Origin of the sequence: Shumkonia mesophila (assembly GCF_026163695.1) — a bacterium.
GTDB classification, from domain to species: Bacteria; Pseudomonadota; Alphaproteobacteria; order Rhodospirillales; family Shumkoniaceae; genus Shumkonia; species Shumkonia mesophila.
In genome coordinates, this window is sequence record NZ_JAOTID010000003.1 from 349,093 (window position 1) to 361,114 (window position 12,022).

At 65.4% G+C, this 12,022-nt stretch carries 11 protein-coding genes; 9 read left to right on the forward strand and 2 right to left on the reverse strand.

All coding sequences use genetic code 11. The features are described from left to right. The first annotated feature begins 84 nt into the window (after positions 1-84). From ODR01_RS08180 to ODR01_RS08190, 3 genes are all read left to right on the forward strand, one after another. Positions 85-1,320 carry an ABC transporter substrate-binding protein gene (locus ODR01_RS08180; protein WP_316977147.1) on the forward strand — a complete coding sequence of 412 codons (1,236 nt, stop codon included), beginning with the start codon at positions 85-87 and terminating at the stop codon, positions 1,318-1,320. Positions 1,321-1,442: 122 nt separating this feature from the next. After that, entirely contained in the window at positions 1,443-2,285 is an 843-nt protein-coding gene (locus tag ODR01_RS08185) for a carbohydrate ABC transporter permease (protein ID WP_316977148.1), read from the forward strand. Next, positions 2,278-3,093 carry a carbohydrate ABC transporter permease gene (locus ODR01_RS08190; protein WP_316977149.1) on the forward strand — a complete coding sequence of 272 codons (816 nt, stop codon included), beginning with the start codon at positions 2,278-2,280 and terminating at the stop codon, positions 3,091-3,093. Before ODR01_RS08185 ends, ODR01_RS08190 begins: the two co-directional genes overlap by 8 nt. 18 nt (positions 3,094-3,111) lie before the next feature. On the opposite strand, the gene ODR01_RS08195 is transcribed toward ODR01_RS08190, so the two are convergent. Then, the gene (locus tag ODR01_RS08195) at positions 3,112-3,750 is read right to left on the reverse strand and encodes a response regulator transcription factor (protein ID WP_316977150.1); all 639 of its coding nucleotides are present in this window, start codon (positions 3,748-3,750) and stop codon (positions 3,112-3,114) included. Between the two features lie 235 nt (positions 3,751-3,985). Here ODR01_RS08195 and mtnA point away from each other — a divergent pair, with 235 nt between their 5' ends. From mtnA to ODR01_RS08210, 3 genes are all read left to right on the forward strand, one after another. Next, entirely contained in the window at positions 3,986-5,080 is a 1,095-nt protein-coding gene (gene mtnA / locus ODR01_RS08200; protein ID WP_316977151.1) for an S-methyl-5-thioribose-1-phosphate isomerase, read from the forward strand. A gap of 83 nt (positions 5,081-5,163) precedes the next feature. Further along, on the forward strand, positions 5,164-6,063 hold the full coding sequence (locus ODR01_RS08205; protein ID WP_316977152.1) for a DMT family transporter: 900 nt from the start codon (positions 5,164-5,166) through the stop codon (positions 6,061-6,063). 19 nt (positions 6,064-6,082) lie between these two features. Continuing rightward, positions 6,083-6,970, forward strand: a complete 888-nt coding sequence (locus ODR01_RS08210) for a DMT family transporter (RefSeq protein ID WP_316977153.1) — start codon at positions 6,083-6,085, stop codon at positions 6,968-6,970. Positions 6,971-6,977: 7 nt separating this feature from the next. Here the strand turns inward: ODR01_RS08210 and ODR01_RS08215 are convergent, their stop codons facing one another. Further along, positions 6,978-7,805 carry a purine-nucleoside phosphorylase gene (locus tag ODR01_RS08215; protein WP_316977154.1) on the reverse strand — a complete coding sequence of 276 codons (828 nt, stop codon included), beginning with the start codon at positions 7,803-7,805 and terminating at the stop codon, positions 6,978-6,980. A gap of 137 nt (positions 7,806-7,942) precedes the next feature. Here ODR01_RS08215 and ODR01_RS08220 point away from each other — a divergent pair, with 137 nt between their 5' ends. The 3 genes from ODR01_RS08220 to ODR01_RS08230 all read left to right on the forward strand — a co-directional run bounded on the left by ODR01_RS08220 (position 7,943) and on the right by ODR01_RS08230 (position 11,914). Continuing rightward, a complete protein-coding gene (locus ODR01_RS08220; RefSeq protein ID WP_316977155.1) occupies positions 7,943-9,472 on the forward strand; it encodes a bifunctional metallophosphatase/5'-nucleotidase in 1,530 nt (509 codons plus the stop codon). Between the two features lie 230 nt (positions 9,473-9,702). Then, positions 9,703-10,428, forward strand: coding sequence for a response regulator (locus ODR01_RS08225; protein ID WP_316977156.1), 726 nt, complete (start codon positions 9,703-9,705; stop codon positions 10,426-10,428). 316 nt (positions 10,429-10,744) lie between these two features. Next, a complete protein-coding gene (locus tag ODR01_RS08230) occupies positions 10,745-11,914 on the forward strand; it encodes an HD domain-containing phosphohydrolase (RefSeq protein WP_316977157.1) in 1,170 nt (389 codons plus the stop codon). Positions 11,915-12,022: the final 108 nt, after the last annotated feature.

Genomic DNA, 12,022 nt, shown 5'->3' on the forward strand with positions numbered 1-12,022 from the left:
AGGGTAGCTTTGCAATCGTTTTCAATACGTCGAATGAGCCACGCGCAGCCATCGTCAAGCGCGTGCCTCGGAGGGAGAGCCATCATGCGCGTACTCACTGCGGGCGCTTTAGCGGGCGCCCTTATTCTTTCGGTCACCGCCCAGGCCGCCGACAAGCTGGTCATCGCCGGCCGCGACGGCGGCTTTGCCCAGGCGCTGGCCAAGGCCGTCGACCTTTACAAGGCGAAACATCCGGGCCTTCAGGTCGAGAGGCTGGAATTGCCCTATGGCGGCCTTTACGAGAAGGCCGTCATCTCGCTGCGCGAGAAGGCCGGCGCCTATGACGTACTCATGATCGACGACACCTGGGCGGTCGAGTTCATGTCGAACGGCTGGTTGGCCGACCTCGACAAGCTGGGCGGCGGCATCGACGCCGACTTCATCAAGCCGACGGTCGACGTGGCGCGCTTCCCGGTCGGCTCGGGGCCGCTCTATGCCATTCCGTTCGTCGGCAACGTCGAGCTGTTCGCCTATCGCAAGGATCTGTTCGACAAGTATGGCTTGGCGCGGCCGGCCAAATGGACCGATGTCGTGACCGCCGCCAAGACCATCAGCGAAAGGGAGAAAGGCGTCTCCGGCGTGGTCTACCGCGGCACCAAGGGCAACCCGATCGTTACCGGCTTCCTGCCCATCCTGTGGGCGCACGGGGCGGACGTCGTCGACGCCAAGGGACAGGCGGTCCTGAACAGCCCGGAGGCCTTGAAGGCCCTGGAGCTTTTCCTGTCGCTGAAGGCTTACGCGCCGAAGGGCGTCGAAACCTACAACGCCTCGGAAGTGCGCGACGCCCTGATGCAGGGGACGACCGCCATGTCGATCGAGCTGTGGCCGTCGTGGGCGCCCTCGCTCGACGACCCGGCGAAATCGAAGGTGCCCGGCAAGGTCGAGGTCGTCGCCGCCCCCGGTCAGGTGAAGGGGCCGGCGCCGATGCTGGGCTCGTGGCTGCTGGCGGTGCCGGCCGACGCACCCAACGCCAAGGGCGGCCGCGATTTCATCGACTTCGTCACCTCGAAGGAGATGCAGAAGATGATCGCCATCGATACCGGCAATCCGCCGACGCGGGCGAGCGTCTATAAGGACGCCGACGTGGTCAAGACCTACCGCTGGTATCCGGCGCAGCTGGAGGCCCTGATGACCGCCGTGGCGCGGCCCCGCATCACCCAGTGGTCGAAGGTCGAAACCGTCCTCGGCGACTACCTGCAATTGGCCCTGGTCGGCCAGATGAAGCCGAAGGAGGCGCTGGAGGAAGCCAACGCCCAGATCGCCCGGGCTCTGAAGCGCTAGCCCGGCCTCAAACCAGTACGGCGGCGGGGGCGAAGGCCTTGGGTGCCTTCGCTTTCCCGCCGATCCCGACCCGAGCCAAGCGCCGCCACGGAATGCGAAACGCCTCCAGATCCGTCCCGTTTTTGCTTTTGACGCCGGCCCTGCTGCTGTTTGCCGCGCTGACCCTCTATCCGCTGGCGCGCGGCATCCTGCTGTCCTTCTTCGTCACCGACTACGGGTTCGCCGGCGCCAGGTTCATCGGCCTGGAGAACTACGCCGACCTGTTGGGCGACCGCTTCTTCCGGCGGGCGTCGTGGAACACCATCGCCTTCACCCTGCTGGCGACGGCCGGCGAGGTGGGGTTGGGGCTGATGCTGGCCCTCATGGTCAACCGGCGGTTCCCCGGGCGGTGGATCGTCATTCCCTCGCTGGTGGCGCCGTTCGTGCTGTCCACCATGGTCGTCACCGCCATCTGGCGGGCCTGGTTCCATTTCGATTTCGGTTTTCTCAACAACGTCTTGCGGGCGGTGGCGCTGCCGCCCGTCGAATGGCTGTTCGATCCCGACATCGCGTTGCTGTCGATCGTGCTGGTTGACGTCTGGCAGACGACGCCGCTGACCTTCCTCATCCTCCTGGCCGGGCTTCAGGCCATTCCGCTCGAGGTCTACGAGGCGGCGCGCCTGGACGGGGCGTCGCCGCGCCGGATGTTCCTCGACATGATCCTGCCGCTCCTCATGCCCCACATCTTTCTGGCGGCGCTGCTGCGCAGCATCGACAGCTTCAAGATCTTCGACAAGGTGTACGCGCTGACCGGCGGCGGGCCGGGCAACGCCACGGAAACGCTGTCGATGTATGTCTACCGCCTGGGCTTCCGGTTCTTCGACATCGGCTTGGCGTCGGCCGCGGCCGTCGTCATGATTCTTATCGCCGGCGCCCTGGCCGCCGTCTACGCGGCGCGCATCATCAAGGGGGCCGACCATGTCTAGCCGATGGGGGTGGACGGCGGTGGCTTTCGTCACCGCGGTGTTGTTCCTGCTGCCGGTCATTTGGATGGTGGGGACCTCGTTCCGGCCGCCCCTCGAATACGTGTCGACCTCGATCGCCCTCGTTCCCGGCGCGCCGACCCTTGCCCACTACCGCACCCTGATCGACGACGGCATCCTGGGCAAGGTGCTCAACAGCCTGATCGTCGCCGTCGGCAGCACCGGTCTGGCCCTGGCGGCCGGCTTCCCGGCGGCCTATGCCCTGGCCCGCCTGCGCCTGCCGGCCCGTCTCGACATCGTCTTTCTGCTCTTCGTCCTCCTGATCAAGCTGTCTCCGCCCATCGTGCTGGCCATCCCGCTCTACCAGGTGCTGCGCGCCTTCGGCCTGCTCGACACCCTGGCCGGCCTGATCTTCGTCTATCAGGTCTATTCCCTGCCGTTCGCCATATGGATGCTGCTGGGATTCGTGCGCGACGTTCCGCTGGCCTACGAGGAGGCGGCGATGGTCGACGGGGCCGGCCTGGCGCGCCGACTGGTCACCGTGGTGCTGCCGATCATGCTGCCGGGCCTGATCTCCACAGCCGTCTTCCTGATGATCCTCAGCTGGAACGAGTTCCTGTACGCGCTGCTGTTCATCCAGACGCCCTCGAAGTTCACGCTGCCGACCTACATCGCCACCCTGATCACCGAGGACGAGACGTTCTGGGGCAAGCTGGCGGCTATCGGCTTCCTGGCTTCGCTGCCGATCCTGGCGGTGGTGGGGGTGGTGCAGCGGGGGCTGACCCGCGGATTCGCCGGCGGCTTGAAATAGGGCAGTTCGTAAAAGCGGCTATCCCCGCCGCCGTGGCGTCGGTTGCCCGATCAGGTTGACGGCGAAGGCGGCCCGCATCAGTTCGGCGATGGAACCGGCCGCCATCTTTTCCATCAGGTTGGCGCGGTGCACCTCGACGGTCCGCCGGCTGATGCTCAGGTCTCCCGCCATCTCCTGATTGCTCTTACCCTGCAGGATCAGGTCGAGAACCTGTCGCTCGCGCTCGGAAAGAGAGTGCAGGCGGCGGCCGATCTCGTCGCGCTGCCGTCGGGCCTCGATCAGGGCCTGGCTCTCGTGGATGGCCTTCTGGACGATGTCGAGCAGAGCCTGGTTGTTGAACGGCTTTTCGATGAAGTCGTAAGCGCCGTCCTTGATGGCACGGGCCGCCATCGGCGCGTCGCCGTGGCTGGTCAGAATGATGGCCGGCAGCGGGCAGTCCCGCGCCTTCAGTTCCTGTTGGATTTCCAGCCCGCCCTTGCCCGGCATGCGGACGTCGAGCACGATGCAACCCGGCGCGTCAGTGGTTTCGAAGCCGTCGAGGAATTCCTGGCCCGCCCCGAACGTACGGACGTTCAGTCCGACGGTGCCGAGCAGCCATTCGATGGCTCCCCGCACGGCTTCGTCATCATCCACGACGTAAACGATCGGCTCGGCCATGATGCGTTCTTCCCTCCGACCGGGTGGCTGCTTCGCAGCCCGGTTGACCTTGCGCTCCCCAGGCAAGATCATGGCCGATCGGTCGCGGAATGTTGAGTCCATTTCCCGATTAAGTGGTGTCGCGTCCTAAAAAAAACATTGGACGGACGAGGCGCCAAGGCCAATGTCGTTGTCCGGAAACGACGCCGGCCGCCGAGCGGTGCGGCGGCGTGGAAACCATCTCGGGAAGGCATCCATGAAAGTCGATGGCGTCGCATACCGTACGATCTGGGTTGGCGAGGACGGTTGGTCGGTTCACATCATCGACCAGACCCGACTGCCGCATGCCTTCGCCACTCTTCGCTTGACCACCCTCGCCGAGGCGGCCCACGCTATCCGCAGCATGCAGGTGCGCGGCGCACCGCTGGTCGGCGCCACGGCCGCCTATGGGCTATGCTTGGCCCTGCGGGAAGACGTTTCGGATGCGGCCATCGATGCGGCCTGCGCGCTTCTGCTGGCGACGCGGCCGACAGCGGTCAACCTGCGCTGGGCACTGGACGAGATGCGGGCCAGCCTGCGCAACCGGCCGCATGCGGAGCGCCTGCGCGCCGCCTACGGCCGTGCTGCCGCACTCTGCGATGACGACGCGGCGACCTGCGAAGCCATTGGCGAGCACGGGCTGAAACTCATCCGCGAGGCCTGGGAAAAAAAGGGGCGGCCGGAGCGCGTCAACGTGCTTACCCATTGCAACGCCGGTTGGCTGGCGACGGTCGACTGGGGCACCGCGCTGGCGCCCATCTACAAGGCTTTCGATGCCGGGGTGCCGGTCCACGTCTGGGTGGACGAGACGCGGCCACGCAACCAGGGCGCCAGCCTGTCGGCGTGGGAACTGGGCCGGCACGGCGTGCCGCATACGGTGATCGCCGACAACGTCGGCGGCCACCTGATGCAGCATGGCCTGGTCGATCTCTGCATCGTCGGCACCGACCGCACTGCGGCCAGCGGCGACGTCTGCAACAAGATCGGCACCTATCTGAAGGCGCTGGCGGCCCATGACAACGGCGTGCCGTTCTACGTGGCGCTGCCGCATTCCACCATCGACTGGTCGCTGGAAGATGGCGTTCGCGACATTCCCATCGAGGAACGCGACGCCGCCGAGGTGACGCAGATCACCGGTCGGGCACCGGACGGCGTCGTCGTCACGGTTCGCATCACGCCCCCCGGCAGCGCGGCCGCCAACTATGCTTTCGACGTGACGCCGGCGCGCCTGGTCAGCGGCCTGGTGACCGAACGCGGTGTTTGCCCCGCCTCCCGCCAGGGATTGCTGGGGCTCTATCCCGAACGGGCGTGACGCTTGGTGCAGATGGAAAATGGCGGGCCACACCGTTTCGGTCGAGAGGGTCCGACGGGGGCGGCTGGCGGGACAATCGCAAAATGAATCGTGGCGAAGCGGGGGAAACCCCACAGAGTGTCGGCTGGGGGATCTTCTGGATGTGTTCCTCCATGCTGCTGTTCGTCTGCATGGACGGCGCCACCAAATACCTCATCCGAACCTACCCCATCGCCGAGGTCATCTGGGTCCGTTTCATCTTTCACCTGTTGTTCATGATGCCCTTGATGGCGAGGCGGCTGCCGGTCCTGGCCAAGAGCCGCAGCCCCGGCCTGCAAGTGCTGCGCGGCGTCATGGTGATCGTGACCAATGTCGCCATCATCGTCGCCCTGCAATTCCTGCCGTTGGCCGAGGTCTCGGTGCTGGGATCGGTCAGCCCGCTGATCGTCACCGCGCTGTCGGTGCCGCTTTTGGGCGAAAGGGTGGGGGCGCGCCGCTGGATCGGGGTGGCGATCGGCCTCGTCGGCGTCGTCCTGGTGGTGCGTCCGGGCGGCGATCTTATCCACTGGGCGGCGGTCTTTCCGCTGCTCGGCTCCATTTCCTACGCCATCAACCAGATATCGACCCGCCGCCTGGGAGGGGTCGACCATCCGCTGACCACCGTTTTCTATACCGCGCTGGTCGGAGTGGCGAGCACCAGCGTCATCGTGCCCTTCCTGTGGGTGACACCGGACGCCATGGGATGGGCGCTGATGGGCGGCATCGGGCTGCTAAGCCTGGGTGGGCACATCTTTTCGGCGCGCGCCTTCCAGGCGGCGCCGGCCGCCGCCGTCACGCCATTCAACTATTCGTCGCTGGTGTGGGCGACGGCGGTAGGGTATGTGGTCTTCGGCGACCTGCCGGACGGCTGGACGGTGGCCGGCGCCGCCGTCATCGTGGCGAGCGGCCTCTACGTGCTGGATCGCCAGCGGAAGAAGCGCAAGCCGGAGGGAACGCCGGAATGACGACAAACGGACCCCGATCGTGAGCGAGGCGGCGGGGCGGTTGCCGCCCCAAAGGGTCGGCTGGGGCGTCTTCTGGATGTGCGTGGCCATGCTGCTGCTGGTGGCCATGGACGCCATCGCCAAGCATCTGGCCCAACTCTTTCCGGTCCCCGAGGTGATCTGGGCCCGCTTCACCTTTCATCTGCTGTTCATGGCCCCGCTGCTGGCAAGACGGCTGCCGCTCATTGCCAGGACCCGCAACCCGCGCATGCAGATTTTGCGCGGCGTCATGATCCTGCTGGCTTCCGGCGCCATGGTCAGTGGCCTTCGCTATATCCCGCTCGCCGAGACCAACGTGCTGTTCGCGGCCAGCCCGCTGATCGTGACCGCCTTGTCGGTGCCGCTGCTCAAGGAGCGGGTCGGGCCGCGCCAGTGGGCGGGCGTGATCGTGGGGTTCCTGGGCGTGCTGCTGATCGTGCGCCCCGGCATCGCGGCAATTCACCCGGCCGCCGCCGTCGTCCTGCTGGGGGCGGGATTCTACGCCGTCAGCCAGATCGCCGCGCGCAATTTGGCGCACGTCGACGATCCGCGCACCACGGTGTTCTATACGGCACTGGTCTGCGCGGTGGCGATGACCGCCATTGTGCCCTTCGTCTGGGTGACGCCGCGGCCGGTCGATTGGGCGGTCATGGCGGTGGCCGGGTTTCTCAGCATGACCGGCCACCTGGCGGCGACCAAGGCGTTCCAGATGGCGCCGGCGGCCACCGTTTCGCCGTTCAATTATTCGGGGATGGTGTGGGCGACGCTGTTCGGCTTCCTGGGCTTCGGTGACCTGCCCGACGAGTGGACGGTCGCCGGCGCCCTCGTCATCGTCGCCAGCAGCCTGTACATCCTGCGCCGCCAGCGGGCCCGGCGCAAAAAGGAATGACGACGCGTCAGGCGGCCGGATCGTCCTTCAGAAAGGCAATCAGCAGGCGGGTCAGGTCGCCGGCCGCACCGGCCGCCTCGGCCACGCTGGTTTCGTGGGTGAGCGCGCTCTCGGCCATGCCCGCCGCCGGATTGGCGATGACCGACAGGGCGGCGACGCGAAGGCCCAGCCAGCGGGCCAGCAGAACTTCGGGCACCGTCGACATGCCGACGGCATCGGCGCCCAGCACGCGCGCGGCGCGGATTTCCGCCGGCGTCTCGAAACTCGGCCCCGAGAACCAGATGTAAACGCCCTCGTGCAGAGAAATGGCCAGCCGGCCGGCCGCCGCCCGCAGGCGGGCGCGAAGCCCGGCGTCGTAGGCCGCGGTCATGTCGACGAAGCGGTCGTCGCCGGCCTCGCCGATCAGCGGGTTGGCCCCGGTGAAATTGATGTGGTCGGTGATCATCATCAGGCTGCCGGGACCGGCCTCGGGCCGCAGCGAGCCGGCCGAGTTGGTGAGGATCAACGCCGGACAGCCAACGGCGGCTAGTGCGCGCAACGGGACCTTCATGGCGGCGACGTCGCCGGCTTCGTAATAGTGCGCGCGTCCCTGCATGACGGCGACGTCGGTGCCGCCCAGCCGGCCGAGGACCAGGCGTCCGGCGTGGCCGCGAACCAGGGGGCGCGGAAAGCCCGGCAGGTCCCCGAACGGAATCGCTACGGCGTCGCTCAAGGCGTCGGCGATGGCGCCAAGGCCGCTGCCCAGCACGATGGCGAACGACGGCACGCCGAGACCCCCGGCGCGTTCGCGAATGATTCGGGCGCTGTGTTCGGCGTCGGGGTTGTTGGAAAACATGCGCCGGACGGTTCCTTCTCAAGCCCCGAAATTTATGAATGATCCTGCCATGGCCGGATAGCCGGCACAACGTCGGCGTGGTAGGTTCAAGGCCGTACCGGGACCTCGTCAGGCCCCGTCCCGGGGGAGGGAATGGAATGTCTGCGATGACCTTTGTCCGGCGATGGCTGCCGGACGCCGCCGTCATCGCCGCCGTTGCGGCGGTGCTGCTGGCGGTTCCGGCGATGGCCGAACCGACCCGGATCACCTTTCTTCATACCAACGATGTCTATGAAATGTCGCCGAAGCAGGGCATCGGCGGGCTGGCCGAATTGATGACGCTGGTGCGCGCCGAGCGGACGCGGAACGCCAACAGCATCACGACTTTCGGCGGCGACCTGATTTCGCCCTCGATGTCGTCGAGCGTCACCAAGGGCGCTCATATGATCGAATTGATGAACGCCATCGGCGTCGATGTTGCCGTGCTGGGAAACCACGAGTTCGATTTCGGCCCCGAGGTTGCCGCCCAGCGAATCGGCGAATCCAAATTTCCCTGGCTTGGCACCAACGTCCTGGCGCAAGACAGCACCCCGGCGGTCGGCGCCAAGGACATCCTGATGCTGAAGAAGGGCAGTTTCACCATCGGCTTCTTCGGCGCCCTGGTGCCCGATACCGAGGTTCTTTCCTCGCCCGGAAAGAACATAATCTTCGCCGACGTCGTCGAGAGCGCGGAGGCGGCGGTCAAGCGGCTGAAGGAATCGGGGGCCGATCTGATCGTCGCCGTGACCCATCTCGACATCGACCAGGACCGCGACCTGGCGGCGTCGGTCGGCGGCATCAACATGATCCTGGGCGGGCACGATCACGATCCGATCACCTTCTATGAGAAAGGCGTGCTCATCCACAAGTCCGGCTACAATGCCCACTTCCTGGCGGCCATCGACCTGTCGCTGGACTGGCAGGAAAAAGGCGGCAAGAGGTCCCTGCGCGTGCGGCCGGCGTGGCGCATGATATCGACCGCAGGGGTGGCGCCGGACCCGGAGATCAAAAAGCTCATCGACAGGCACAACGCCAGCCTGACGGCCGAACTGGCCAGCATTATCGGCAAGACGACGGTGATGCTGGATACCCGCCAGGACATCCTGCGGAGCCAGGAAACCGGATTCGGCAACCTCGTTGCTGATGCCATGAAGGAAGCGGCGGGCGCCGATGTCGCCCTGGTCAACAGCGGGGCGATTCGGGGCGACAGGACATACGAGTCCGGGACTTCGCTGACCCGTAAGGACATCCTGAACGAGTTGCCGTTCGACAACGTCACCGTCGTGGTCGAACTGGCAGGAATCGACCTTCTGGCGGCGCTGGAAAACGGCGTCTCGAAGGTCGAGGAGAAGGCGGCGCGCTTTCCGCAGGTCGCCGGCATGTCGTTCGTCTACGACGCCAAGGCGCCGGTGGGAAGGCGGATCGTCTCGGCGATGGTCGGCGGCGAGGCCTTGCATGAGGACAGGATCTATCGCGTGGCGACCAACGAGTTCCTGGCGGCGGGCGGGGACGGATACGACGCGTTGGCAAATGGCGATCTCGTTGTCGACGCCTCCGCGGGAACCTATGTGGCGACGGCGGTAATCGGCCATATCCTCGCGAAGAAAAGCCTGGCGCCGCGGGTGGAGGGACGCATCCGCCGGCGGTAGCCGCTTCGGGGGGGCACCCGTGGATGGGCAATTGAGGGTCGTTGGGAAAAATGGGAAAGTGCGGGCGCGCAGGTGGCGAAGCGAACCCGTCGCATGCCCTCGGTGAGGGAAAGCTGGACGTGAAAATTCTGTAAGAGTTGCGCTTTTTCTCGAATTGGGTGGGAGTTCCGGTATAAGTTCCAAACGAACGAGGGAGCGTTTCGAGCCGAATAAATCGGCGGGGGGCAGGCTTGGCGAGAAGAATCCTGATCGTCGATGACGACGAGGCCCTGGGGCACTCGTTGCGGCGGTATCTCTCCGCCTATGGATTCGACATCAGTCTGGCGCATGACGGCGAAGCCATGCGGGTCGAGCTCCTGCGTGAAAAGACCGACCTAGTGATTCTCGATCTGGTCCTGCCCGGGGACAGCGGATTTGACTTGGCGCGGGAAATCCGCCGGGACTCGGACATTCCGATCATCATGCTGACGGGACGCGGCGAGGAGGTGGACCGCGTGGTCGGCCTCGAACTGGGAGCCGACGATTTCGTCACCAAGCCTTTCAGTTCGCGGGAACTGCTGGCGCGGGTCAACGCGGTCCTGCGCCGGACCGCGGGGCGTCCGACGGGAGAAGAGACGGTGCCCGAGGAAGGTGGCCGGATCGGCCGCTTCTTGGGATGGACGATTGACGTCTCGCGGCGCAAGCTGTTGACGCCGGAAGGCAGCGAGGTGCGGCTGACCGCCGGCGAGTTCAACGTTCTGCTGGCCCTGATGGAAAGGCCCAAGCGGGTCTTGACCCGCGAGCAGATCCTGGACTGTTTCATGGCCGGCGAGCCGGATGTTTTCGACCGCAGCATCGACACCCGGATATCCCGTCTGCGGCGGAAGATCGAACCCGATCCGAAGCGGCCGAAGTTCGTCAAGACGGAGTGGGGAGTCGGCTACTTCTTCGATCAGCAGATCGAGTGGGAGCAATAGCCCGTCCCGGTGCGCATCATGCGCGCCGCAAGCGCTCCGCCACCATCGAGGCGGCCGCCGCCGATTTTGTTTCGCTCTGAAACACTTTTCCGGCAGATCTGACAAAACCACGAAATACCCATGTGCTTTCCTGCGAAACACCAGCGGAAGTGACTGGCGCGTTCCGGGCGGCGTCGGATGCCGGAGAAGCGGTATCGCCACGGGTTCCAAGAGAACAACCGATCAATCAACGGCGGCATGGCGGGCGAAAGAATGGGGATTCCTTAGAAGGAGTCCACGGCAAGGCGCGGATTAGAAGAAGACGGAACGCGAAGAAATGGAACGAAAGATCCTGGTGGTAGACGACGAGCAGCCGATCCGCCTGGCGGTGACGAGGCGCCTTCAGCGACTTGGCTTCGACTGCGTGCAGGCTGCCGACGGCGAGGCCGCCATCGAAGCGGTGGCGAAAGATCGGCAAATCGGGGTCGCCCTCATCGACATTCGCATGCCCGGAAAATCAGGGCTGGACGTCATCGCCGAGATCAAGTCCAACATCCGCAGCGACATCGGCTTTATCGTGATCACCGGCCATGGCGGATTCGACGAGGCGGTGGAGGCACTGCGCCTGGGGGCGTCGGATTTCCTTACCAAGCCGTTCAGTTCGGAACAGCTCGAAGGGGCGATCCGGAAATGCCTGGAAGGGATTTGCAGTAACGAGGGCAAGCTGCAGACGCAACGGTCGCTGGAAGCCGAAGTCATGGAAAAGACCGAGCGGATCAGCGCGCTTGCCCAGGAAGTCGATTCGGCAAGGATAGAGGCCCTGGAGAGTCTCGCCATCGCCGCCGAACATCGCGACAACGATACCGGCGAGCACATTCGCCGCATCGGCATCTATGCCGAAATCCTGGCGCTGGGACTCGGCTGGTCGGAGGCGTTGGCACGGAAGGTCCGGCTGGCTGCCACCCTGCACGATATCGGCAAGATCGGTGTGCCCGACAACATCCTGATGAAGCCGGGCCTGCTGACCGAGGCCGAGATCGCCACTATGCAGGCTCACACCCGGATCGGCCACGAGATCGTTTCGCCGTCGACCGACGAGATCATGAAGGTGGCCGCGACCATTGCGCTGTCCCATCACGAACGCTGGGATGGCAGCGGATATCCCTACAATCTCGCCGGCGAGGCGATCCCGATTGAGGCCCGCATCGCTGCCGTGTGCGACGTCTACGACGCCTTGCGATCCCCCAGGCCGTACAAGCCGGCCATGGACCACCGGACGGCGGTGCGGGTCATCCTGGAAGGCGATGTTCGCACCCGCCCTCAGCATTTTGACCCCGCCGTCCTCGAGGTTTTCGGAAACAACGCCCATCGGCTGGCGGAAGCCTATGGAAGGCGGCCCGACGTCGAGAGAAAGGCGGACGGAAGGATTGCTTCCTTCTCTCAAAACGGTGAGAATCGGGGAACGGCAACATTCTTCGGTTCGAGAGGGAAGGCGAATGCCATCTGAGGACGTCCCGGGTCGCACAATGGAGGCGGCCGCGGAGAAGCCGAAGGAGACACTGTCGGACGTTGACCGGGATTCTCTTCACACGTTGCCGTTGTCGATTATTCCCTT

What these genes read in the sequence shown, in the direction of transcription:
- ODR01_RS08195 (WP_316977150.1), bottom strand. Translation starts at nt 3,750, where the DNA reads ATGGCCGAGCCGATCGTTTACGTCGTGGATGATGACGAAGCCGTGCGG.
- ODR01_RS08230 (WP_316977157.1), top strand. Translation starts at nt 10,745, where the DNA reads ATGGAACGAAAGATCCTGGTGGTAGACGACGAGCAGCCGATCCGCCTG.
- ODR01_RS08220 (WP_316977155.1), top strand. Translation starts at nt 7,943, where the DNA reads ATGTCTGCGATGACCTTTGTCCGGCGATGGCTGCCGGACGCCGCCGTC.
- ODR01_RS08215 (WP_316977154.1), bottom strand. Translation starts at nt 7,805, where the DNA reads ATGTTTTCCAACAACCCCGACGCCGAACACAGCGCCCGAATCATTCGC.
- ODR01_RS08190 (WP_316977149.1), top strand. Translation starts at nt 2,278, where the DNA reads ATGTCTAGCCGATGGGGGTGGACGGCGGTGGCTTTCGTCACCGCGGTG.
- ODR01_RS08180 (WP_316977147.1), top strand. Translation starts at nt 85, where the DNA reads ATGCGCGTACTCACTGCGGGCGCTTTAGCGGGCGCCCTTATTCTTTCG.
- mtnA (WP_316977151.1), top strand. Translation starts at nt 3,986, where the DNA reads ATGAAAGTCGATGGCGTCGCATACCGTACGATCTGGGTTGGCGAGGAC.
- ODR01_RS08205 (WP_316977152.1), top strand. Translation starts at nt 5,164, where the DNA reads ATGAATCGTGGCGAAGCGGGGGAAACCCCACAGAGTGTCGGCTGGGGG.